We start from the raw sequence: 23779 nt of genomic DNA on the forward strand, positions 1-23779 counted from the left end.
AAATGGAAAGAAATCCGTACCTATAGTCCATTTAAAAAAACGAAAAAGCATGACACTTTGTGTTTAAGTGTCTAATGATTTGTTAACGCTCTTGCGCTATACTGCGCGCCATAAACATCTTGTATCACTATATTATTGGGCCATCTTATAATGACTGTAAAGCAGTTTACACCTAATCAAACCACCACTTTAGATATTCCTGTCAAAGTCATGAGTGAAAATGTAAATAACACTTCAAGTTCGAATGGGTCACGTATTGGTTTTATTTCATTAGGCTGCCGAAAGTGCGCTTAGCGGTGCTTTGTAGTGCGAAGCGTCAAAAACTTAGCTCCTAAAATTACTTCTACAACTCATATTTTATATCAACAATTCTTTCGTTAAGCTCTTCTAATCCATACAAATAAAAACTAAACTGGTTTTATAATTAAGGACAAAGAAGTAACTTATGGAAAATAAAAAAATAGCTGTGTTAATTGATTCAGATAACACGCCGCACTCTAAACTTCCGCTAATTATTGAAGAACTATCTGGCTTTGGTCAAATTGTCGTAAAGCGTGCCTACGGCGATTTTTCAAGTGACTGTCTTAAAAACTGGAAGAATCCATTAAATGAATTGGCTATTCAACCAAGACAGCAGTTTGCATATACAACAGGTAAAAACTCTACAGACTCAATAATGATTATTGATGCTATGGACTTGCTATATAAAGATAGGTTTGATGCGTTTGCGTTAGTATCAAGTGACAGTGATTTTACAAGTCTTGCAACTAGGTTAAGAGAGTCGGAATTACAAGTAATCGGAGTAGGTAAAACAACAACACCCATATCATTTAAGAATGCTTGTGACGACTTTGTCGCTATTGAAAATCTTGGAAAATCTGATGACGAACCAGAAGTGGAATTTACGCAGTCGCAAATAGTAGAACGCGAACTTTGGCAATTAATGCATCAAGCTTGGCAACAATACCGTGATGATTCAGGGTGGGCTAAATTAGGTGAAATTGGCAAATACCTTAAACGTATTAAATCTGATTTTGATACAAGAAATTACGGACTAAAAAAACTTTCTGACTTTTTCGATAGGCATTCAGATAGGTACAAAACAAGAGCTGCCAAAGGTAACGGCTTAGAAGTTAAGTTAATAACTAAAGCAAGTGTCGACAAGAAGTAATTAAATATACAAACAGACTTAAGGGATAATGATGCCAGAAAGCAAGGACACTAAAGAAATTACTATATTTCCAACAATAACTTCATTTCTAAAGCCGACTACTGACTACTTAGCAGAAGAACTAAAAGAAGCTGTTAAAGCTAAAGTTGAAAGTAAGAAAAAACAAATAGAAGATGAGAACCTATTAAGTCATATTAGCTCGGTAAATGACAAGATTAAGTCTTCAGGTAAAGATCAAATATCGTATGAGCAACTTGACTTGTTTTCTGAATGGGTTGATAACGTTTCAAAAGTAGACCCTACTAATAAGGAGCTTAGTCAGTTATGGCAAAACTTACTAGTGAATGCTTCAACTGAAAAATCATCTGAAATATTAATAACCAAAGTGAAGGCTACGTCTTCTGGGCAGGCTAAGGCGTTGGTAGCATTTGCAGATAATTCCATAAAAACATTATCCGAAGAAGACCGTTATCACTTGAAAGCCCTTGAAGATAATGAGTTGATTCAGCCGAACAATACCTTTTTATCTCTTATGCAATTAGCTTTAGGTGGGAGTTTTATAGCCTTTGCTTTATTCATTTTACAGTTCGCTATTTTAGATGGGGTTATTGGTGCTGTATTGACAGACAATAAAGTAGACTTTGCAAAACTGTTTGTCTATTTACTGCCTTTAGTTGTTTACTTTATCGGGTTTATTGCAACAGTAAAATCACTACAAAAAAATGGAAAGTGGGCTAAAAAGATAAAAAGGCTAACATGGATAGGTAAAAAGTTAGTCTCATTGAGTAGGGCTAACTAATAGTGGATAAAGATAAGTTACCATCAGAAGAGTTTCGAACACCTGAAAATGTGTTACAGCCAGATGTACGTACAGAAATGATGGGCGTGCAGTCTATTGAGCAATTTCATGACAATATTAAAGATTATCAGTTGGGTCAGCATGTTGACGAAAAGATAAGAATTCAATTCGATACAATTAAAAACTTATATCTTCATGCATACTATGTATATCGCTTTTTTCCAATAGTAAAACATCAATTGTATGTCACTTTAGAGCATGCGTTGAGAGAGTGTATCGGTGAAAAAACACTTGATGTTTTTCGCAAAAATAAGAACAATCAATTACCACGAAAAGCACCTAAATTTTCTAGGGGCTTAAAGCTGTGTATGACTTATGCAGTCGAACATGACCTAATTAAAAACAAAGATTTTAGTGTTTGGCAACGTGGTAAAGAACGACAAGCAGAAGAAGAATATCAAAGCAAAGTCCTCGATATTATGACATCAGAAAACCTTGAGTCTTATGAATGGAATGAAGAAGAAATTGACTACGAAAATGTTGAATTTGATTACGATTACGTGGACGCAATCACTAAAACTACAGCTGGACTTAGAAACTCCTTGGCACATGGCTCAACGATGCTATCGCCGACACCGCTAATTACATTTGAGATAGTTTCTACGGTTATCAACAAGATTTATGAAAGACATAACAGTAAATGCTAGCTGAGTAGAACACACTAAAGTAGTGATTTTTGCTTCATGATATAAAACTCACTCTCGCCAATAATGACATGGTCAAGTACTTTGATATTTAGTATCTCAGCGGCATTAACTATTTGCTCAGTAAAGTTAATGTCAGCAATACTAGGTTTACTGATTCCTGATGGGTGATTATGAATAAGAACAACAGCAGGGCTATTGGTAAAGACCTAATTTACTAGACACTTTCTAGCTCGTTAAAATATCGTTGTTCGTATTCATTAGGCGACAATCCGTCATTAGTACCATGATTTCGTTTCGGATTGCAGAAGCATTCGATGTAATCAAATATCTCAGCCCGTGCTTCATTACGGTTTTTATAGATTTTACGCTTAACCCTATCTTTCTTCAGCAATGAGAAGAAGCTTGTAGCTACTGCATTGTCGTGGCAGTTACTTTTTCTACTCATACTGGCCTCTAAATTGTGTTCAGTTAGGAAACTCCGCCAGTCTGAAGATGTATATTGTACTCCTTGACCCGAGTGTACAAGCACTTTATGTGTAGGTCGTCTGCCAAACGGCCATTAATAGCGCGTCAATCACCAAGTCTGCTTTAGGACTACTTTTCATTGTCCAGCCAATTACTTTACGAGAAAATAAATTAATGACTACCGTGACGTATAGCCAACCTTCATATGTTAGAATGAAAGTGAAGTCTGTGACCCACGATTGATCAGGTTTACTGACTTTGAACTCTCGGTTAAGCGTATTGGGCGCTGCGAGGTGTTGATGACCCGAGCGAAAACCAGGATGACCCTTGTAACCGCGAATAGCCTTAAGTTTGTTTCGACGCATGATTTTCATCACTCGATTTTTACCGCAGTGCTCACCATCGCTCTTCAGGTCAATCGTGATATTGCGATATCCATATGTGCAACCACTTTCCAGCCAAAACTGTTTAATCTTTCCTAGTAACCTTGAGTCTTCAATTGCGCGTTTGCTTTTCGGTGCTTTGAGCCATGCATAAAAACCACTTCGGTTAATTCGCAGGAGTTTGCACATCATCCTAACTGGAAAATGTTTGCGCCGTGATTTTATGAACGTGTACTTTTCTTCGACTCGCCCGCAAAGTATACGGTTGCCTCCAATAAGATGTCGCGTTCCATCGTAACGCGCCTTAATTCAGCTTTTAACTGTTTGATCTCATCATGATGTTGGTCGTCTAATTCTCTTTTCTTAGGCGATTTAGCATATCGTTTTGCCCAATCATGCATACTTTTGTAGCTCAAGCCTAAACGTTTAGCTACCTCAGCAATGGAATGCCCTTCTTGGTTAACCTGATTAACTGCTTGGATTTTAAACTCTTCTGTATAGCGTTGACCGCTCGTAAAAAACACCTCTTAGTTTTTACATAGTATTAAGCTAAGTTGTGTCTAGTAAATTAGGTCCTTAAAAATACTGCTTGGATTTTCAATACAAAAAAGGGAGGATACAACTTGTCTAAAGCTTTTTAGAAGGCTTGCATCCGATTTGTATAAAACCCAATCAACAAGAGCTAGCAGCCAGAATCCTGTTGAAATCTCTCTATTATTAAAAATATCCAAAGTATCTTAAATCCATTTATTATTTTAATGTGAGAACAATCAACTCAAATTCTAATCAATTTATTAAACAATAAAAGTTAAATAGTATCTTAAAACTAGCTATTCATCCTTTACCTACATTCCTGTATAATTCCGCGCAATCAACTACAGCCTTAGCAACGACATTGACTTTGCAATATAGGCATTAAAACCACCACTTATGACGCTTTAACCTAATGGTTTTAAGCCAATTAAAGCCACAGAGCGCATTATGACCGTAGAACAATTCGACCCAAACATAACTAAAAAAAGCAGCAATTCAAACGAAAGCCAAACCACCACTTTAGATATTCCTGTCAAAGTCATGAGTGAAAATGTAAATAACACTTCAAGTTCGAATGGGTCACGTATTGGTTTTATTTCATTAGGCTGCCCCAAAAATTTAGTCGACTCTGAACGCATATTGACACAGCTACGCACTGAAGGTTACGACGTTGTGCCTAATTACGACAATGCAGATCTGGTGATTGTAAACACATGCGGTTTTATTGATTCAGCAGTGCAAGAATCGTTAGATACGATAGGCGAGGCCCTTGCTGAAAATGGTAAAGTAATCGTCACCGGTTGTTTAGGCATCAAAGAAGACGAAATACGAGAAATACATCCAAATGTACTAGCAGTGACAGGTCCTCATGCGTACGAGAGCGTAGTTGAACAAGTACATGAATTTTTACCTAAACCGAAACACAACCCGTTTTTACATTTGGTTCCTGATCATGGTATCAAACTAACGCCAAGACACTTTGCCTATCTCAAGATATCTGAAGGATGTAACCATCGTTGTACTTTTTGCATTATTCCGTCAATGCGTGGCGACCTTGTTAGCCGCCCAGTTGGAGATGTGTTAGGCGAAGCCAATAGGCTTAAAGCAGCTGGTGTTAAAGAGGTATTAGTCATTTCGCAAGATACCAGTGCGTATGGTGTTGACGTAAAGTACAAAACAGATTTCTGGGAAGGAATGCCGGTGAAAACGCACATGCAACAACTGTGTGAACAACTCGGTAAGTTAGGTATTTGGGTAAGGTTACATTATGTTTACCCATACCCCCATGTGGATGAACTGATTCCTTTGATGGCACAAGGTAGCATATTACCGTATCTTGACATTCCATTTCAGCATGCTAACAAACGCATTTTACGTTTAATGAAACGACCTGGTAGTGCCGAGCGCACAGTGGAGCGCATAAAAAAATGGCGAGAACAATGCCCTGATCTTGTTATCCGTTCAACGTTTATAGTGGGTTTTCCAGGTGAGACTGAAGAAGAATTTGAAGAGCTTCTTGAGTTTCTGCATGAAGCACAGCTAGACCGTGTAGGGTGTTTTAAATATTCACCAGTTGAAGGCGCGACGGCAAATCAATTAGATGGACATATCAGCGAAGAAGTAAAAGAGTCTCGTTTAAAACGATTTATGGATGTGCAATCTCAAATAAGTGCGCAACGTCTTCAAAATAGAATTGGCAAAGAGTATTTTGTTGTTGTTGACGAAGTAAGCAGTGAAGGAGCCGTTGCTAGGAGTTTTGCAGAAGCGCCTGAGATAGATGGTTTAATTCATATTAACGATGTTCATGACCTTGAACCTTAGTCAACGCTTATGGGTAGAAATTATCCATGCCGACGAACACGATTTATGGGCAACTCCCAGCGAAGAACAAGACGACTAAGCCTAAAATAATACTATGTGTTAGTAAATTGTGCTAAATCCTCAGGTGTGTCTACGCCATGAGGTGGTGCTTTTACCGCTTGCTGAACATGTATATCGTAACCATGATACAGCACCCGTAACTGCTCTAAAGACTCTATAGATTCATAGGCACTTGGACTTAATGATAAATAAGTATTAATAAACTGAGCAGTATATGCATAAATACCAATATGCCTAAAGTAAGCATCTTTTTGCATTTTTTGCGTATTGTGAACCCAAGTTCTATCAAATGGGATGGGCGATCTAGAAAAATAGAGCGCTTTACCATTTTTAGCAAAAACTACTTTCACTATGTTTTTATTATCTAACTCTTCTTTGTGCAAGATTGGATAACAAAGCGTTGCCATTTGCATGTCACTAGCATTTTTAAGGTTAGTAGCAACCTGTTTGATGTTATCAGCAGGTATAAAAGGTTCGTCACCTTGTACATTTACAATTATTTCATTACTTGGAATGGAAGCTTTTTCAATTACCTCTGAGAATACGTTGAGTACCCGATTCATGATGGCTACTAGTAATAACAACCTGTGCATTAAATGATTCAGCAACCTTACTTATTCGCTCATCATCAGTTGCAATAATGACCTGTTCAGCGCCAGCCTCCAAAGCTCGTTCGTGAACATGCTGGATCATGGGTTTACCATGAATATCGGCCAAAGGCTTACCAGGGAAGCGAGTTGAACCATATCGTGCGGGGATAACCACTGTGAATGACATTCGAATACCTTACTCTATCGTTTTATTGCTTCTAACTCTTCAAACCCTAAACTACGCGCTTCACTTTCTAATAAGACTGGTATGTTATCTTTGATAGCAAATGCTAATTTATCAAATCGGCATATGAGCTCTTGTTCACCATTGTCTGTAGTATGCAAGACTAAAGGCCCCTTGCAACATGGGCAAGCCACTATATCAAGTAATTTTTTATCAAAGGCCATCAGGCTTCTTCCTATTTTTTTCTATCTTTAATTGGTCAAGTCGTTCATCAAGTGTGCGCCAAAACTCTATTGATAAACTTGCATCTATTTTTAAATACCAAGCACCTTCATTAACGATATCTGCACATTTTACTGCGTCCTTTTCCGTCATTAGCACAAAATCAGCGTGGGGAATATCCGCTTGAGTATAGTGATGATGATCGTTAAACGAAAGGCTTTCATCTACATCGATTTTCATTTGTTCAAGGCTTGAAAAAAATCGACTTGGATCACCGATACCAGCTAATGCCTTAATTGTCAGCTTTGTATTAGATTTTTTTTCAAGGCTAAGTTTATCTCTAAACTCCTCTATTGATGTTGATTCCGATGTCTTTATATTTATCCACCTTGCGGGTTCAAGTGCCATATTATATGCGCTTTTCTCATCTATCACGTTAACAAGAGTTTTGTCTCTATTAAATAGGCCTTTGGCACCTTGATTGAACACAACAAAATCTAACTTACTAAGTCGCTTTGGTTTTTCACGCAAAGGACCTGCTGGCAATAAAAATCCATTACCACACAAACGCTTATCCATCACACAACACTCTATGTTTCTATGTAGAGCATAGTGTTGCATACCATCATCACAAATAATGATATCTGCATCCGTGTATTGCTCTATATATTGTGCCCCGCGAGTTCGACTAGGATCAATCACAGTGATGCACCCTAGTCGTTTGTAAATCAAACTTGGTTCATCGCCAACGCTTTGCGCTGTGCTGCGTTCATTTAAGTGATGAGGAAATTCTGTATTGTCACCACCATAACCTCTAGAGAGCACGGCAGGTCGATAACCTTGTTGATTCAAATGTTCAACAAGCGCAATGACTAATGGCGTTTTACCATTGCCTCCTACGCTTATATTACCAACGATAATAACGGGTAAGGTGCTTGTATAAGAGGATAAAATACCGGCACGATATAAGCTTCGTCTAAGCGCACTTAACATGCCAAAAACCCAAGATAATGGCAATAAACACCATATCCATTTTGAATTAGAATACCAAGCTTGTTGTAAACGCATAATGACCTATGGCGACGTAAATTGCATGGCATGCAATTGCGAATACATACCACCTTTAGCTAGCAGTGTTTTATGATCGCCTGTCTCTAAAATTTTACCTTGATCAATGACTACAATAAGATCCGCATTTTCAATCGTCGATAAGCGATGTGCAACAACAATACTGGTACGTGTTTTTTGTAGCTCTTCCAAAGCTTGTTGAATAAACTTTTCTGACTCGGTATCTAGGGCGGATGTCGCTTCATCTAAAATGAGCACTGGCGCATCAGCTAATATGGCTCGGGCGATTGCAATCCGTTGACGCTGTCCTCCCGACAGCATCAGGCCATTTTCACCCACCAAGGTATCAAAGCCACTTTCTTGCTGATTAACAAACTCTGTTACATGAGCAATGTCTGCCGCTCTAATAATCTCATCACGCGACACTTCGCCTTCTTTGCCATAAGCGATGTTGTTAGCAATAGTGTCATTAAATAAAACTACTTGCTGAGAAACTAAAGCAAACTGTCTTCGTAAACTTCGCAGAGTCAACTCAGTGGTATCTATATCATCAAGCAATATGCGGCCAGATTGCGGAGCGTAAAAACGTGTCAATAAGTTTGATAAGGTTGATTTTCCACTGCCCGAACGTCCAACTAAGGCAATCATTTGGCTCATGGTTCGACAAGTAAATTGATATTATCTAAAGCGGGCTCTTGTTTAGAAGGATAGGTAAATGTCAGCGCCTCTATTGCAATTTTACCATTTGCTCGTCCAATTTCTTGCTTACCTTCGTCAACTTCATTTAAATTATCAAGCACTTCAAACACACTTGCGCAGGCCGCCATACCCTTTTGAAATTCGGTATTCACCGTAGTAAGTGCTTTTATTGGTTTTAATAATACAACCATACAGAAAACGACTTTGATGAAAATCCCAGCGGTCAACTCTTCGACCATGGTTGGTAAACTAGACGCAAACAAAACTGAAGCAAGTGCCACTGACGCTATTATTTGCACTGTCGATACACTTAAAATTTGTGTCGTTACCAACTTCATATGCTGCTGGCGATTCTGGTTGTTACGCGTCTCAAATTTGTCAGATTCTAGTTTTTGACCATCGTGCATTAATACGACTTTGTGTCCTTTTACAGCTTGCTCAACACTTGTAGTAAGCGTACCCATAGCCGTTTGTATGGCTTTACTTACTTTACGAAAACGTTTACTGACAAAGGTAACAATGATTCCCACAACTGGACCAATCAATAAAAATATGAGGGATAATTTCCAAGAAGCCAAAAACATAACAATTAACAAACCAATCACAAACATACCATCTCGCACTAGCGTTAAAAGCGCCTTACCAGCTGCTGCACGGACTTGTTCTGTGTCATAAATGATTTTTGAAATAAGCATACCGGATGAGTTGTGATCGTGAAATTCGACGGGCAAATGGATAAATTTTTCAAACAACTCTTGTCGCATCTTCATCACTACTTTTGTGCCAATGTACTCTAGGGTGTAGGTGCCCATAAAATTAAAGATGCCTCGCAGAATGAACAGCGGCACAATAAAGTAAGACGCAAAACGCAGGTAATCATATTTACCCGTTGCAAGACTATCGTCTATCAAAGGCTCTATTTGAGATAAAACAAATGTATCGACTAATGCATACCCTATCATCCCTAATACAGATACCAAGAAAAGCATCTTGAAGGGCTTGATATAGCGTAAAAATCGCTTAACGACTTTTCCAGATGGAGCTTGTGTATTTACTATCGTAGTCATCTAAACTTAAATTTGATCATGTTAATGTGTATTCTAGCGTGTTTTTAAGGTACAAGGCTAACTTGAGTTAATTTTTAATCAGGCGCCTCAAAATACCATCGCTTGTTTTCGTCTTTTCGATAACGTGAAGTAAAAATATGCTCATCTTCAAATCGAAACAATACTCTACCATCTTTTGCAGTATTAAACGCCTTTACATTCATCTGAGCGTACCGTTTTTCTACTATCGATGAAGGGTGATTAAAACGATTATTATTTCCTGTGCTAAAAACAACATATTGTGGCTCAACTGCTTCTAAGAAAGCATTGGAAGACGAGGTTTTACTGCCATGGTGTGGCGCAAGCAATACCGTACTTCGTAATTTTTTATTATGTTTGTATTTTCTAACTAATACTGATTCCGCCTCATATTCAATATCACCAAGGTAGCAACACACTATGATGTTCATTTTTAATTTTGATCACGCAGCTATGATTATTTTCATTGCCACTTTTAATAGCATCTGGCCATAGTGAGGAAACGTCAAGCCCCTGCCATTTAAATTGATAACCACCTTTACATTTTGAACTTGGCCTGACTACTTGGTCAATTTCTAGTTTTTTATTAAGTACTTCATATCCTCCCGCATGGTCATTATCGTTATGACTAATAAACAAATAATCGATTTTATCAATACCTAAAGTCGCTAATAATGGGATAAGGCTGGATTGAGCTATTGCAAAACCATTAGGATAGCTTGCACCAGTATCATATATAATTGCGTGTTTGTTTTTATGTATTAGCACAGCCGTTCCTTGCCCTACATCAACAAACTCGACATACCATGCTCTGTCTTTTCGTAAGTTGTTAGCTGCATCAACAAATATACAGATAACTAGCATTAACCACAGCCCACAAATAAGATATTTTTGTTTCCAGCTAGGTAATAAAAATAAAAGACTTATTATCATCAAACAGACAAACTGCCCTGTGCTAATTTCGATATTATATGAAGTAACTTCGCTGAATATCACCTGTAATTTGCGTAAAAATGTAATTAAACAAGCCATTAAAAAATCGATTGTTAATAATAGAAAAGCAACAACGCCATCCCCCATATGCAAAGTGCTTGTTAACACCATACTCATCACTAACAATAAACTTAGTGGGAGCACTAATAGGGTAATAAAAGGAATCGCAATTACATTAGCAAGCAAAGCACTTAACGCAAGCGTATTAAAAACATAGAGGATAATCGGTAACATACAAATCCATATCCAAAGTTGGATCTTTGTTATGTCGATAATTTTACTTGATAAATACTGACATAACTTACCTGCACTAGAACTCGCCTCTATGATTCGCTTGTTAGAGTATGTTTGCCATGACATTAAGCACAACATAGTCACTGCACTAAAACTTAGCCAAAAGCTAGCGCCTAACATGGCAAAAGGGTGCCAACACAAATACACCAAAACGATAAACAAAAACATCTGACTAATTTGCCAGTTTCGCTTAACGCTAATAATCAGTGATGCTATAGACACGGCCAGCAAAGCCCTTTTGACCGGTAATTCCATCCCCGCGTTGAGCGCATAAAACCCACAGAATATACAAGAGATAAAATATATAAATACCTGTAGGTTTATTTGTTTTAATCCTTTGATAGGAACTATCCTAAACAAAACACGAATAACATTTAAACTAAATAGAAAGACGATTGCCAAGTGCATCCCTGACACTACAAATAAGTGCGCGGTGCCTGTAGATTGAACAATTGTCCAATCATCCTTAGTTAGATAGCTTTTGTCTCCTAAAGCCAAAGCTTGAATCCAAGCTAAATACTCAAGATTTAATGTGCTGTGATAAGTGTGTAGTTGATTCAATAGTTGCTGGCGTATAGAAATATTTTGAGCCAGTCTTTTGTTACTTGGGCTTGCAATTACAATTGCACTAGCCGCTATATTTTGACTTAACAAGTAAGCTTGTAAATTAAAGCCATTCGGATTCGCCAAACTATTGGGGGCTTTTAATTTCACTAATATTTGCCATTTTTCACCTTGTTGCAACTTAAGCTTGTCGTTAAACCAAGAAAGCGATACTAAGGGCCTAATTAATAATGGCTTTTTTCCTATTTTACTGACTTTAATTCTAATATTTTGTTGGCTTAGTACTTCTGAAGAATTGTGTACGCTATCAATCTCCCCTTGCAGCAGAACAGGCTGGCCATAAACTTGATAAGGTATTTGAGCGTATAAATAATAGTACCCATTGATAGTCGACCATAAAATGCCTATGCAAAAAGCGCTGTAAACTAGTGATAATTTGAAAATAAATGTAAGAATTAAGACTAAAAGTACGCATGTTAGCAGTGCTATTTGAGGCAGATTAGGCCATAATGCCGCACTGAGTAAGGTTATGACAAACACAATACATGCTGTTTTATTGAGTCGAATCAAAATTTAACCATATGAGCTAATCATGCCTAAGAAGTTTATCCGTCGGTTTTTGCCTGACCACAACACAGTTAAGACGCACAAGTCTTTGAAGCTGTTTGGCAGTCTCTTGCATGATCCTAACTTATGGCATTTAAATCGTCGTTCAGCCAAAGGCGCTTTTGGAATTGGTCTATTTTTCGCCTTTTGGCCTGTACCATTTCAAATGGTGCTTTCTGCTGCGGTGGCTATTCCTGCCAGAGTAAACCTTCCACTTTCAATCGCTACAGTTTGGATTACGAATCCTCTGACCATGCCTCCGATATTTTATACTGCATATTTGGTAGGTAGTACTGTACTTGGGACTGAAATGTCGAGCTTTGAATTTGAACTTAGTTGGGCTTGGTTATTCGAATCGATTTCAACAATTGGACCGGCATTCATATTAGGCTGTGCAATCTGCTCTATTATTTCAGGTTGTATCGGTTATTTTGGGCTCGACTGGGTCTGGCGATGGTCAGTAGTAAAAGCTTGGCAAGAACGAAGAGACAAAAAGCGAAGAATCTAAATCGATTATTGCGTTTCAAGAAAATTGATAAATGCCTGTTCGTCCCAGGTTTCCACTCCTAAACTCTCAGCTTTTGCTAATTTTGAGCCCGCTTTCTCGCCCGCAATCAATAAATCAGTTTTAGCCGATATACTGCCAGACACCTTAGCGCCAAGTTCTTGTAACTTTGCTTTAGCTTCAGCACGCCCCATTTGATTGAGGGTTCCAGTTAGTACAATTGTTTTGCCCGCTAATGGCTGTGAATCTGCCGAAGGCGCCTCAATTACTGGCCATGATACTCCTGCATCTATCAATTTTTGAATAATTTCGATGTTTTTCGTCTCTTTAAAAAACTCAAAAATATGATTTGCTACGATTAAGCCAACATCTTGCACTTCTTGCAAACTTTCAATATCAGCTTGAGCTATGGCATCTAGTTCCATGTAGTGTAATGCTAAGTTTCTGGCGGTAGACTCACCTACTTCTCGTATTCCAAGTGAATATAAAAATTTTGCTAGCGTTGTGTGTTTACTTTGTTCAATTGCCCGCAACAAGTTTACAGCAGACTTCTCCGCAAAACGTTCCAAAGATAGCAAGTTCGGTAATTCCAATGAGAATATATCGGCAGGGTTGTTGATTAAATCCTCTGAAACTAGCTGCTCTACAATTTTGTCACCTAAGCCTTCAATATCAAAGGCCTTGCGTGATGCAAAGTGTTTAATTGCTTCTTTGCGCTGTGCGCCGCAAACTAAACCGCCTGTACATCTCATGACAGCTTCGTTATCCATTCTCTCTACATGTGATTCACACACAGGACATTGCGCAGGAAACACGATTTCACCAGCGCTAACGGGGCGTTTATCAATCACGACAGACACAACTTGGGGGATGACGTCCCCTGCTCTTCTAATAATAACCGTATCACCCACTTTCACACCAAGCCTTGCAACCTCGTCTTGATTATGTAGCGTTGCATTTGATACTGTGACGCCTCCGACAAAGACCGGTTCTAATCTGGCAACAGGTGTAATGGCGCCTGTTCTACCGACTTGAAATTCAACATCAATCAATCGAGTCATTTCTTCTTGGGCTGGAAACTTTTGCGCCATTGCCCATCTAGGTGCTTTAGAAACAAACCCTAACCTGGATTGAAGAGACAGCTCATCAACTTTAAATACTACACCATCAATGTCGTACGACAATTCATCACGTATTTCACCAATTTTATTAAAATATTTAAGACACTCATCGGCACCCGTGACTGTTTGGGATTCCTTGCACAAAGGCAGACCTAATTCACCAAGCGCAAATAAACGCTCACTATGAGTAGTTAACTCACTAATTGCTCCACCTTCCAAAATACCAACAGAGTATGCATAAAGCCTCAATGGTCTTGATGCGGTAATTTGGGGGTTGAGTTGTCGTAGACTTCCGGCTGCAGCATTTCTGGGGTTAGCAAAGATCTTCGCATTTTTGGCTTTTTGTTGTTGATTGAGTGCATCAAACCCTGACTTTGGCATGAATACTTCGCCTCTGACCTCTAGACGTTTTGGAATATCTGTACCACGCAGTTTTAACGGCACATTGGCAATGGTTTTCACATTTTGAGTGATATTTTCCCCAATACTTCCATCGCCCCGTGTCGCAGCTTGCACTAACATGCCATTTTCATAAAGAATTGATACCGCTAGGCCATCAAGTTTGGGTTCACATGCAAAAACAACATCATTATTGGTATTTAAGCGATCTTTTATTCGTTTTTCAAATAAGGCCAGATCCTCATCTTCAAACCCGTTGTCTAAAGATAACATTGAGATTTCATGAGTGACCTGTTCAAATTTAGTAAGCGCTTTACCGCCTACTTTTTGACTAGGCGATTGCATTGACTGTAAATCGGGGTAAGAACGCTCTAAATCAATCAGCTCTCTCATCAAACGATCATATTCGATGTCTGGAACACTGGGGTCGTCTAGGACGTAATATTGATAATTATAGGTTTCTAGTATGTCAGAAATACTAGCAATGCGTGATTTAGCTTCGTCTTTATTCATTTTAACAACTATAGGATAACTTAAGGACTTATCTGTTTATTCTTTTACGTTCAAATTCTCTAATTCTTTCAACATATTGTTGAAGGCTTTGCTTACTAATAGGAACTCGGTTACCGTCTAAAATCTTACAGTTAAATTCTTCACTCAATTTTCTGGCCGCATTGTGCATCATATTAAAAACTTGTTGTGGGTCTCCCTCAATGGGCAACATCATAAACAAAGATAGTCCTTGAGTACTGAAATTTTCTAAATTATCAATGTCAAATACGCTCTGGTTTAAATAAGTTCGTCAAACTAAATAGTATAGGTCCCTTTCCATTAGTATTAACATGTCTATGAAAAATATCATGCTCTCCAAATTTGAACCCAAGCGTTAGCAACATCGGTAATAGTGCTGCGCCTTCTATTGGTTGCTCGCTAGTGGCCCGGACATTTAAAACAAGCACATCACTAGCTTGCTTGTTGCTGTTATTGGGCTGTTTAGCAGATGCTTTATTTGATGAGCTTGTCTCATTAGCTTGGCTTATATCAGCACTAGTTCTGTGCGCCGTGGGTTTAGCACTATCATCAAAATCAATTCTCATTTGATCGTCGCTAGCTTTGCCTTTTAACACCGGTTCTTTTCTAATTTTTTCAGCAACCGTTTTTTTGCGTCTGCTGACAAAACGCTTGGCATGTTCGGTAAAGCTGAGTTCTTTATCCACGTCTTTGACGCGCTCTTGGTTACTTGAGCTTGTTGATCTTGTTGGCGTAATTGGTTTGTCGATATCTTGCATATTTAAGCTAAACTCAGGCACCTCTTTTTCAACTTGAGGGGCTGTGACTGATTCTGTTGCATCCTTTTTATCTAAAGACGGCGCATTATCTAACAGACTGTCTTTATCTTCTTTTTCGACACCTATAGGCGAGTAAGCTCAGGGGCAGGCCCTTCATCTTTTTTAAGTAAGAACCCTAGTGGCTCGCCAAAACCATCGAGCTCTTTTGAATTATCTTTGTTGGATGAGAAGCGATTAAAGTCTGGCTTTGGTTGTGTCACTACATTTGAATATACAGGGCTATCTGATGGTTCAGGTTCATTCGATTCGTTAGATTTGCCTCCATCAATCCCGACTAATTTATCACTACCCGTTATCGGTTTAGCGGACTCATCAAGCTCATTAATTGATTCATGAACCACTTCAGGGTTTTCGTTGGTAACACTATCATGCTTGGAATCTTCGTCTTTGCTAGTCGCAGGTGTAATAAGCTCATCATGCTCAGCTATTAACTGGTCAATTGTATCGTGCGTATCTTGTTCATGATTAGGTTCACTAATGATAGGCTGTTCAATCACTTCTTCGTCAACAAATGTATCTTGCGACATCGGTGTAGATGTTTGACTATGGATTACTCTTGCTTTACCAACTCCTACATCATCATAAATTTCGTCATCATCATTTTCTTCATGTTCTAATGATTGAGGCCAATCTTTTGTTTTAAACTGCGGCCGAGCGCGAGACTTCCCATTTTTACGGATTGTCCACAAACCATGCAATAACACACCACCAATAACGGCGAGACCAATTATAATTAAGGTAACTTGTAAATCTTGCTGCATGGTGGCCCTTTATTTTAATTATGTTTATTCAGCTATTTCTAAGGCTTTTTCCATATCCACAGATACTGGACGCGAAACGCCTGGTTCAGCCATAGTAACACCTGTTAAGTGAGTTGCCATTTCCATTGCCACTTTGTTGTGAGTAATGTAAATAAACTGCACTGTATTAGACATTTCTGAAACCAGCCGACAAAACCTGCCCACATTAGCGTCATCAAGTGGAGCATCCACTTCATCAAGCAAACAAAATGGCGCAGGGTTGAGTCTAAATATCGCAAATACTAATGATAATGCGGTTAGCGCTTTTTCTCCACCAGATAATAGGTGAATTGTTGTATTTTTCTTGCTATGGAGGTCTTGCCATAATTGTGACGCCTGTTTCTAACAGGTCTTCGTCGGTTAAATCTAGGTAAGCTGACCCTCCACCGAATACTTTGGGAAACAAGGCTTTGAGGTCACCATTGACTTGATCAAACGTGCTTTTAAACCGAGACCGTGTTTCTTTATCTATTTTACGCATAGCCGCTTCAAGCACGTCAAGAGACTGACTTAAATCTTCATTTTGTTCATCAAGATTAGCTTTTCGTTTTGATTGTTCTTGAAACTCATCAACAGCCGCTAAATTCACAGCGCCAAGCCTTGAAATACTTGCCACAACTGAGTCCAACTCTTTTTGCATAAGCGACTCATCTGCGCCTTCATCAATCACTTCAAGCATCTGTTTAAGCGGTTGTTTTAAGGCCGTAAGCTGCTCAATAAATGTTTGGGCTTTTACATTTGCACTTTCTTGTTGGATTCGCAGTGTTTCAATAGTTGACTTAATCTTATCCATCTTAAGCACGACACCTTGTTTACCTTGCTCGAGTAAGGTCATTTCGTCTTCAACTTCACTTAGCTCGCCCTGTTTTACCTGTTGGACTTCTCGCAATCTTGTTTGTTCTTCTAACATACTCTGTAAGCGTTTAGATTGCTCATCCTGAGGCATTAAAAGGTCTTCTCGTTCATCTTGTAATAGCTCTAATTTATGACGATTGTCAGCAAGTACCGCTTGTTTATTCTTTGTTTGTTCTTTACACAGGTTTACTGTATTTTGCTGTTGTTGAATATTCATGGCCAGTGAGTGACGTTTGGACTGCACATCGTTAAATTTCTGCTGTAATGACTGTTGTAGGCGCGACAAAGCATCGTTTTGAGTCATGTAGTCAGCATTTGTCTCTTCTAATGACGCCAAATCAATACTGATATCTTCAATTTCTTCATTGAGCAAAGTAAGGCTGTACTGTTCTTGCTCTAAGGTCTCTTTCAGGCTTTTAACTTCTATTGATGCCTTTTGAGCTTGTTGTTCAAATTGTTCCATTTGAAACATTAAGGTGTTTACGGTTAACAAACCTTTAGATTCAATTTGTTTGAGTGATTGTTCATTTTGCACTAGCAAGTCAAGTTGTTCTGCTTGCTGTTTAACTTTATCTTCAACTTGAGAACATTGCTCTTTTATCTTTTCAAGCGTTTGTGTTTCAAATGAAATTGCTTGCTTAATCTCAGCAATTTGTTTATCCCTGAGCCATTTATTATCACTTTTCACTTCACCCAATATTGTATCGAAACTTAGCACTAGTCCTTGCTTGGTGACAATAATATCAAATTCACGATTGGCTTTTTGTAGATGCAATTTATGAAAGGTTTTTGCTTGTTTAAGATCATCCGCTAGCAATGTACGAGTAAACAATTGAGGAATATGCTCAGAATCTATAACTCCCGATAAACTCCCTGCCACTTTATTTGAAACAAAATCAGCCGTAAAGCTCAAACTTGACATGTCGCTTGCTTGAATGTCACTTGGTAAGTCAGACACATTGCCATGAAATGCTTCTGGAGACGCATTGCCACCCACCATATAGTTTATCGTTGCCTGAAGTGCATTTTCCCAACCTGTTTGCACTGTAAAACACTTCCATAGTGGCAAAATCTTATCTTTTGCCAACTCAACAACATTAGCATCTTCATTATTGTTGTCAGTTTGAAGGCCTTGTAATGATGTTAAGCTCGACTGCAAGCCAAGTACTTTGGCATTGGATTTGTTCAGCCTTTCTTGCTCATTGTTAAGCTGATGATCAAGTTGAGAATAAACATCTTTCGCCTCGATTATTTGTTTGTCTATTTGCGTTATTTCATCACGCGTTTCTTCTAGCGCAATATTTGCAGCATGCAAGTCGTCTTGCACAAATTGCGTATTGGCGGTTTTAATTTCTGACTCTAACTGGCTTATTCTGGCACTCACTGATTGCTGATTACTCAGATTTTGCTGAACTTGGCTGTGTTTTTGTTGCAAGACTAACTTTTGCTCATTTAGCTTTAAGTCTTTGGTCTTGTGCTGTCTTATCAAATCTTGCAATGATTCAGTGGTGCTTTGTAATTGTTGTTCTATTTCAAATAATGATTCATCTAGTATTTCTTTTTCCGGCTCTATCGCAAGCAAGCTTTCTTGAGCTTGCTGTAGCTCGATTTCAGCCTTGCTTAGATCAGATTGCAGATTGAGTTCTGAACGTGTTATGTGTTCAACTTCAGATTGAATTTGTGCCAAACGTTTTTTAGCGAATAACTGCGATTGTTCTAATGTGGTAATCTGCGTGCCTAGTTCAAAAATAGCCTGCTGATTATCAGTTAAATTTTGTTTAAGCACTGTTTGTTGATTTTTCAAAACTTGTAAGCCTGAATCTTGACTTTGTTGGCCTTGAAGCACGCTTTCTAACTCTGCTTGTTTTTCTTTAATTTGAGTTTGTAAGTCACTAAGCAGTGTACTTTGCACTAACCATCGCAAGGTGACTAATTCAGCTTTTAATGTTCGTTCTCGTTGTTTTAGCTGAGTGTATTTTTCAGCAGCATTAGCTTGACGTTTTAGTTTTGAGATCTGTTCACCTAACTCTGCCCGAACATCATCTAATCGTTCAAGATTTTCTTTTGTATGAGAAATTCTAGATTGGGTTTCTTTTCGTCTTTCTTTGTATTTTGATACGCCGGCTGCTTCTTCAATAAACACCCGCAAGTCTTGAGGCTTTGATTCGATGAGTTTCGATATCATGCCTTGTTCAATTATGGCATAGCTTCTTGGGCCTAAACCTGTGCCTAAAAACAAATCCGTTATATCTTTTCGACGACATTTTGCATTGTTTAATAAATACGTAGAGACTGCATCTTTTGTCACTACCCGTTTAACGGAAATTTCGTTAAACGCAGCAAACTCGCCCTGCATTCGGCCTGAACTATTGTCAAACACTAATTCAACCGAACACTGAGACACAGGCTTGCGTGCACTAGAACCATTAAAAATAACATCTATCATTGAGTCACCACGCAAATTCTTCGCTGATGACTCGCCTAGCACCCACCTTACGGCATCTATTACATTAGATTTACCACATCCATTTGGCCCAACGATAGCGGTCATATCCCCGGGAAATGGAATATTGGTAGGATCAACAAATGATTTAAAGCCCGCTAAGCGGATTTTTTTAGTCGCATAGTTTCTTAGACGCCGCCAACATCGCTTATTGCTCAAGCAACTTTATTATTTTTGTTTAGTCTACTATATAAGAATCAGTCAACAAAGACTATCGTCATTCACCCAGTAAACCTGTTCGCGCTGTGCATCATAAATATGCAAGGCATTTACACAATACACAAATTGATACGTTTAAAACATGGCATAGCAAACTGTGCTTTAGGTATACTAGGATTTAGTGTTGTCTAGACTAACTTTATATATTGCAGGAATGATATGCGTCCACACACAAACCCATCAACAACAAGCCATTCATCTAGAGGCGGAATAAGCTATTTTTTTCAAGGCTTCGAACTTATTCGTACAAAAGGCCTGAAACGTTTCGTACTAATACCTTTGTTTATCAACGTTGTATTATTTTGCAGTGCGTTTTATTTTTTACTTGATTACATTGCTCTAGGGGTAAATTATCTTGTTGATATGATACCCAATTGGTTAGGCTGGCTAAAAGACGCCCTTCTTTATCTATTATGGCCAATTGCCATTATTTCTGTTTTGCTAGTCTTTGCTTTAGTATTTGGTACCTTAGCTAATTGGATAGCCGCCCCATTTAATGGGCTTTTAAGCGAAAAGGTAGAGCGGTTTTTAACCAATGAAGACATGGGTGATGAAGGATTGCTTGATATCATCAAAGATACGCCGCGCAATTTAGCAAGAGAAGTGTCGAAGCTTGGTTACTTTATACCCAGAGCAATTGGATTTTTACTTTTATTTTTTATCTTGCCATTAATTGGGCAAGTTCTGTGGTTTTTATTCAGTGCGTGGATGCAATCGGTGCAATATATTGACTATCCATTTGATAATCGCAAACTTACCTTTAAATCAACGCGGGATACCTTGCGTCAAGATAAATCTAGGGCCTTTGGTTTTGGTATAATGGTGAACATCTTTGCCTTCATTCCAATTGTAAACTTTATCGTTATGCCAGTTTCGATATGCGGGGCAACCGCGATGTATGTCGACCAATATCGACAGTCATATCCTCGTAAATAAGTTATCAAGAAGCTTACTTATTCAATTGACGACTTAAAGGCTTGAAACCAAAATGGCCCAGTAGAAAAGTTATTGTGCATAGCCAACAAATAAAAGTGTTCCGCAATAGCTAGGTTTTTATTGCGTTTTTCTAGCTCTTTTGCCCACAGCGACAGGTAATTTGCAGGGATATACTCAATATCGTGGTACTCCATAAACGTTATATTGTCGCTAGGTTTATATGCATTTAAGCCTATCGAAGCGCAAGTAAGGGACGCATAATACTCAACCTGCTGGTATAACTTACTAAAGCGCAAGTTAGGCGCTTCTTTTTTACAATGCTCACGTGCAAAATTGGCGGATAACCGATATTCATCAACAAAACCTACAAAATGTGCTAATTCGTGTACAAATACTGAATAAGCATCATGTTTATCTAAGTACATTTGTCCATGTTGGACGTATGCTTTGCCTTTGTGCAAAAAGTTGACCATATGAGTGTAAGCGGGCTGAAATTGCTGTTGTGCCAATATTGAATAATCGCACTGCATCCTTGCGGACATCATTTTACATTCACGTTCATCTTTGCTTAATTCAATAATGGGTAAAATACAAATCGCCAAGTCTTGAAAACGCTCATCATTTTCAAAGCTTTGCTTAAATCGTGTTGCTTGCAATGATGTATCAAAATCAATCGTAATAAACTGAAGCTTCTGCTTACAGTTTTGTGCGTTGACTAAACTAGTCTGATTGTGCCCAGTCGATTCACTGACTAACCAACTTAAAGGTTGTTTCTGTACCGTATTAAAAGTCGTAAAATACGCATGATAATCATCCGCCGCTTGGCCATAATATTCAAGTACTCGTAACGCCTGTCTTACTTCATCGATGTCCCATAAATATTGCGCATACAACAATGCGATTTGAGCATCAATAATGGCGGCTTTTTTTAAATAATCGACTAAATCAGCGATGTGAATCGTTTTATCTTGCTGGTACTTTTCATAAAGATACTTTTCATAAAGATACTTAGCGTAGTCTATGACAGCGGCTTCGAACCCAGAGGAGGCAGATACCATCAAAAACGCTTTATCCTCTGGTAGATTACTTAGCTGTGACAAAATATATTGACTCTTAGCATGGCCGTCATTTGCTAAGAGTCGTAAATAATAAATCTGTTGCTCTCGACCAAGGGCCTTTTCAACTAAAAATAGCATACTTATCCGATCGCCTAATTCTGCGCCTTTATTTGCCCAATACAAAGATGAATTGCGACGAGCAAAGCTTGATAATGCTTCTAACGATAGTTGTGAACCTGACAAAGCAGCATTAAATAAAATAATAGGTTGTTGGCTTAGCAATGACGATGTTAGATGAAATATTCGGTATTCATAAGCTCGAACATTGTGATTTTGACTCGAACTAAGAAGAAGTGTTAGCACAAAAAAACTTAACAGGCGCGCATGTTTTTTTACGGGCAATGCCTCTATTTGTGTATCAAACATTGCCTTTTTATTGGCTACCTTTGGCAGATAACCTAGTTTGTCGAAGAGTATCGAGCTCTATTCTAGCCATCTTATGCTCAATAAACTCATATACATTTGTGCTAAGGGCTAGCTTAAAATAGTTTTCCGCTTTAATTGAATTGCCGTTAATCGCATGGTACTTGCCAAGATAAAAGTATGCTTCGCATAAGCGATTATTGAGTTGAGATGGATTGTTCACCCCTTCTATTAAGCTTGCGATGATACCAGACTCGCTTTGCTGTCCTAGATAGAAATCTATAAGTGATACTGTCCAAGCACTTTCTGATAACTCCTTACGCGCATCTTGAAGTGCTAACTCTGCAGATTGAGGATCAGTTTTATGACGGGTAAGAAAGTACCATAACGCTCTTAGCGGATCGCTTTGATCTTTTTGTAAAAATAATTTTGTGTCCTAGCTCGCTAATTCTGCACGGCCTCCGTAATATAATGCAATACCTCGTTTTAAAATTGCATTTTCATCTTCAGGTTTTATCTCCAACGAGGAATCAAAGGATTCATACGCTCGGGTAAACAAACCTGCTTGGATATAGTAAACGCCAATTTCACTGTAGGCTTGAGATAATAGAGGGTCTAGCTTTAATGCTTCAAGGTAATCAACTCGAGCCAAGCCAAATAAGCCTATAGAATCATACGCTAAGCCCCTCTCAAATAGGTATTCAGCTCTTTCTTGGTCGCTCATTTGTGCGCGATACAAAAAATCGGTATAGCGCGCAATCAATATTTGAGAACGTTGACTGATTGGTTCAGGCTCTACTAATAGCAAGCCGCTCATTAAAGAGTTAGATTGCTTAGGTGTGCTTGTACATGCACCAAGCGATGCTAAAAAACAAACTGCGCATGCCAGACGTGAAAATCGTTTCATGACAACCATAATTGAATACCAATAATGCCTTAACTATAACGCGTTAATCCCTTATATGCCAAATCAGGCAAGCGATAAAACACATTTTATGCTTTATTATATCTTTGTTTTTTGCTGACTTATTTTTTCAAATGCAGCAAGTTGCTCTGGTGTTGCCGGCAATTGATGATTTTCTTTCCACTGTGAATATGGCATTTTATAAATGTACTCCCTAGCTTGGGCATCATTCATATCGATATTACGAGCCTGTGCTTCTTGCAAATACCATTTTGATAAACAATTCCTACAAAAATCAGCCGTTATCATCAAGTCTATGTTTTGTACTTGCTTATTAGCATCTAAATGTGCCAATAAGCGCCTAAATGCAGCTGCTTCTAGCTCTGTTTGTGTTGACATGACTCATCCTTTTGTTTAGTAAATAATCATTGGCAATAAAAAAGCCGCTTAAGTTTACCTTAA

General features: G+C 38.4%; 19 protein-coding genes and 5 pseudogenes. 6 read left to right on the top strand and 18 right to left on the bottom strand.

Translation table 11 applies throughout. From position 1 onward, the window contains the following. The first annotated feature begins 445 nt into the window (after positions 1-445). The 3 genes from ACZ1G6_RS08570 to ACZ1G6_RS08580 are packed head-to-tail and all read left to right on the top strand — an operon-like array spanning position 446 to position 2677. Complete coding sequence (locus ACZ1G6_RS08570) at positions 446-1171, top strand: NYN domain-containing protein (protein ID WP_472618892.1); 726 nt, start codon at positions 446-448, stop codon at positions 1169-1171. A gap of 31 nt (positions 1172-1202) precedes the next feature. Next, positions 1203-1970, top strand: coding sequence for a hypothetical protein (locus ACZ1G6_RS08575; protein WP_472618893.1), 768 nt, complete (start codon positions 1203-1205; stop codon positions 1968-1970). A 2-nt stretch (positions 1971-1972) separates the two neighbouring features. Beyond that, positions 1973-2677, top strand: a complete 705-nt coding sequence (locus ACZ1G6_RS08580; protein WP_472618894.1) for a hypothetical protein — start codon at positions 1973-1975, stop codon at positions 2675-2677. Between the two features lie 14 nt (positions 2678-2691). On the opposite strand, the pseudogene ACZ1G6_RS08585 reads toward ACZ1G6_RS08580, so the two are convergent. Beyond that, positions 2692-2862, bottom strand: a pseudogene (locus ACZ1G6_RS08585) (JAB domain-containing protein); the annotation flags it as partial. A gap of 29 nt (positions 2863-2891) precedes the next feature. Continuing rightward, positions 2892-4049: pseudogene (locus tag ACZ1G6_RS08590) on the bottom strand (IS3 family transposase). Between the two features lie 457 nt (positions 4050-4506). Here ACZ1G6_RS08590 and rimO point away from each other — a divergent pair. Then, positions 4507-5959, top strand: a pseudogene (rimO, locus tag ACZ1G6_RS08595) (30S ribosomal protein S12 methylthiotransferase RimO). A 13-nt stretch (positions 5960-5972) separates the two neighbouring features. Here rimO and kdsB read toward each other — a convergent pair. The 6 genes and pseudogenes from kdsB to ACZ1G6_RS08625 all read right to left on the bottom strand — a co-directional run bounded on the left by kdsB (position 5973) and on the right by ACZ1G6_RS08625 (position 12209). After that, a pseudogene (gene kdsB / locus ACZ1G6_RS08600) lies at positions 5973-6717 on the bottom strand (3-deoxy-manno-octulosonate cytidylyltransferase). Between the two features lie 14 nt (positions 6718-6731). After that, positions 6732-6938, bottom strand: coding sequence for a Trm112 family protein (locus ACZ1G6_RS08605; protein ID WP_472618895.1), 207 nt, complete (start codon positions 6936-6938; stop codon positions 6732-6734). Then, positions 6928-8004, bottom strand: coding sequence for a tetraacyldisaccharide 4'-kinase (gene lpxK / locus ACZ1G6_RS08610; protein WP_472618896.1), 1077 nt, complete (start codon positions 8002-8004; stop codon positions 6928-6930). Before lpxK ends, ACZ1G6_RS08605 begins: the two co-directional genes overlap by 11 nt. A gap of 6 nt (positions 8005-8010) precedes the next feature. Then, positions 8011-9770 (bottom strand): annotated as a pseudogene (gene msbA, locus ACZ1G6_RS08615) (lipid A export permease/ATP-binding protein MsbA). A gap of 74 nt (positions 9771-9844) precedes the next feature. Continuing rightward, positions 9845-10207, bottom strand: a complete 363-nt coding sequence (locus ACZ1G6_RS08620) for a ComEC/Rec2 family competence protein (protein ID WP_472618897.1) — start codon at positions 10205-10207, stop codon at positions 9845-9847. After that, positions 10188-12209: a DNA internalization-related competence protein ComEC/Rec2 gene (locus ACZ1G6_RS08625; protein WP_472618898.1), complete on the bottom strand. Its 2022-nt coding sequence runs from the start codon at positions 12207-12209 to the stop codon at positions 10188-10190. The genes ACZ1G6_RS08620 and ACZ1G6_RS08625 overlap by 20 nt, the downstream gene beginning before the upstream one ends. Positions 12210-12231: 22 nt before the next feature. Here ACZ1G6_RS08625 and ACZ1G6_RS08630 point away from each other — a divergent pair, with 22 nt between their 5' ends. After that, on the top strand, positions 12232-12753 hold the full coding sequence (locus ACZ1G6_RS08630) for a DUF2062 domain-containing protein (RefSeq protein WP_472618899.1): 522 nt from the start codon (positions 12232-12234) through the stop codon (positions 12751-12753). A gap of 5 nt (positions 12754-12758) precedes the next feature. Here ACZ1G6_RS08630 and ligA read toward each other — a convergent pair whose 3' ends face one another. The 6 genes from ligA to smc all read right to left on the bottom strand — a co-directional run bounded on the left by ligA (position 12759) and on the right by smc (position 19936). Further along, positions 12759-14783 carry an NAD-dependent DNA ligase LigA gene (gene ligA / locus ACZ1G6_RS08635; protein ID WP_472618900.1) on the bottom strand — a complete coding sequence of 675 codons (2025 nt, stop codon included), beginning with the start codon at positions 14781-14783 and terminating at the stop codon, positions 12759-12761. 28 nt (positions 14784-14811) lie between these two features. Then, entirely contained in the window at positions 14812-14997 is a 186-nt protein-coding gene (locus ACZ1G6_RS08640; protein ID WP_472618901.1) for a cell division protein ZipA C-terminal FtsZ-binding domain-containing protein, read from the bottom strand. Positions 14998-15043: 46 nt separating this feature from the next. Beyond that, complete coding sequence (locus ACZ1G6_RS08645; RefSeq protein WP_472618902.1) at positions 15044-15580, bottom strand: cell division protein ZipA C-terminal FtsZ-binding domain-containing protein; 537 nt, start codon at positions 15578-15580, stop codon at positions 15044-15046. Positions 15581-15681: 101 nt separating this feature from the next. Continuing rightward, the gene (locus ACZ1G6_RS08650) at positions 15682-16380 is read right to left on the bottom strand and encodes a hypothetical protein (protein ID WP_472618903.1); all 699 of its coding nucleotides are present in this window, start codon (positions 16378-16380) and stop codon (positions 15682-15684) included. Between the two features lie 24 nt (positions 16381-16404). Next, entirely contained in the window at positions 16405-16710 is a 306-nt protein-coding gene (locus ACZ1G6_RS08655) for a hypothetical protein (RefSeq protein WP_472618957.1), read from the bottom strand. 16 nt (positions 16711-16726) lie between these two features. After that, a complete protein-coding gene (gene smc / locus ACZ1G6_RS08660) occupies positions 16727-19936 on the bottom strand; it encodes a chromosome segregation protein SMC (protein WP_472618904.1) in 3210 nt (1069 codons plus the stop codon). A 219-nt stretch (positions 19937-20155) separates the two neighbouring features. Between smc and cysZ the strand changes: the two genes are divergently transcribed. Further along, positions 20156-20932, top strand: coding sequence for a sulfate transporter CysZ (gene cysZ / locus ACZ1G6_RS08665; protein ID WP_472618905.1), 777 nt, complete (start codon positions 20156-20158; stop codon positions 20930-20932). A 17-nt stretch (positions 20933-20949) separates the two neighbouring features. Here the strand turns inward: cysZ and ACZ1G6_RS08670 are convergent, their stop codons facing one another. The 4 genes from ACZ1G6_RS08670 to ACZ1G6_RS08685 all read right to left on the bottom strand — a co-directional run bounded on the left by ACZ1G6_RS08670 (position 20950) and on the right by ACZ1G6_RS08685 (position 23716). After that, positions 20950-22416 (bottom strand): hypothetical protein, encoded by a 1467-nt coding sequence (locus ACZ1G6_RS08670; RefSeq protein WP_472618906.1) that lies wholly within the window; start codon positions 22414-22416, stop codon positions 20950-20952. A gap of 7 nt (positions 22417-22423) precedes the next feature. After that, positions 22424-22636 (bottom strand): hypothetical protein, encoded by a 213-nt coding sequence (locus ACZ1G6_RS08675; RefSeq protein WP_472618907.1) that lies wholly within the window; start codon positions 22634-22636, stop codon positions 22424-22426. A gap of 213 nt (positions 22637-22849) precedes the next feature. Continuing rightward, the gene (locus tag ACZ1G6_RS08680) at positions 22850-23320 is read right to left on the bottom strand and encodes a hypothetical protein (RefSeq protein ID WP_472618908.1); all 471 of its coding nucleotides are present in this window, start codon (positions 23318-23320) and stop codon (positions 22850-22852) included. A gap of 96 nt (positions 23321-23416) precedes the next feature. Further along, on the bottom strand, positions 23417-23716 hold the full coding sequence (locus tag ACZ1G6_RS08685) for a DUF1244 domain-containing protein (RefSeq protein WP_472618909.1): 300 nt from the start codon (positions 23714-23716) through the stop codon (positions 23417-23419). Positions 23717-23779 lie beyond the last annotated feature (63 nt).

This window comes from Glaciecola sp. HA4-3 (genome assembly GCF_055693685.1).

Bases quoted from the DNA above. Each gene is read 5' to 3' on its own strand.
- ACZ1G6_RS08640 (WP_472618901.1), bottom strand. From the start codon at position 14,997: ATGATGTTGCCCATTGAGGGAGACCCACAACAAGTTTTTAATATGATG.
- ACZ1G6_RS08575 (WP_472618893.1), top strand. From the start codon at position 1,203: ATGCCAGAAAGCAAGGACACTAAAGAAATTACTATATTTCCAACAATA.
- ACZ1G6_RS08570 (WP_472618892.1), top strand. From the start codon at position 446: ATGGAAAATAAAAAAATAGCTGTGTTAATTGATTCAGATAACACGCCG.
- ACZ1G6_RS08680 (WP_472618908.1), bottom strand. From the start codon at position 23,320: ATGAAACGATTTTCACGTCTGGCATGCGCAGTTTGTTTTTTAGCATCG.
- ACZ1G6_RS08605 (WP_472618895.1), bottom strand. From the start codon at position 6,938: ATGGCCTTTGATAAAAAATTACTTGATATAGTGGCTTGCCCATGTTGC.
- lpxK (WP_472618896.1), bottom strand. From the start codon at position 8,004: ATGCGTTTACAACAAGCTTGGTATTCTAATTCAAAATGGATATGGTGT.
- ACZ1G6_RS08630 (WP_472618899.1), top strand. From the start codon at position 12,232: ATGCCTAAGAAGTTTATCCGTCGGTTTTTGCCTGACCACAACACAGTT.
- cysZ (WP_472618905.1), top strand. From the start codon at position 20,156: ATGCGTCCACACACAAACCCATCAACAACAAGCCATTCATCTAGAGGC.
- ligA (WP_472618900.1), bottom strand. From the start codon at position 14,783: ATGAATAAAGACGAAGCTAAATCACGCATTGCTAGTATTTCTGACATA.
- ACZ1G6_RS08685 (WP_472618909.1), bottom strand. From the start codon at position 23,716: ATGTCAACACAAACAGAGCTAGAAGCAGCTGCATTTAGGCGCTTATTG.
- ACZ1G6_RS08670 (WP_472618906.1), bottom strand. From the start codon at position 22,416: ATGTTTGATACACAAATAGAGGCATTGCCCGTAAAAAAACATGCGCGC.
- ACZ1G6_RS08650 (WP_472618903.1), bottom strand. From the start codon at position 16,380: ATGCAGCAAGATTTACAAGTTACCTTAATTATAATTGGTCTCGCCGTT.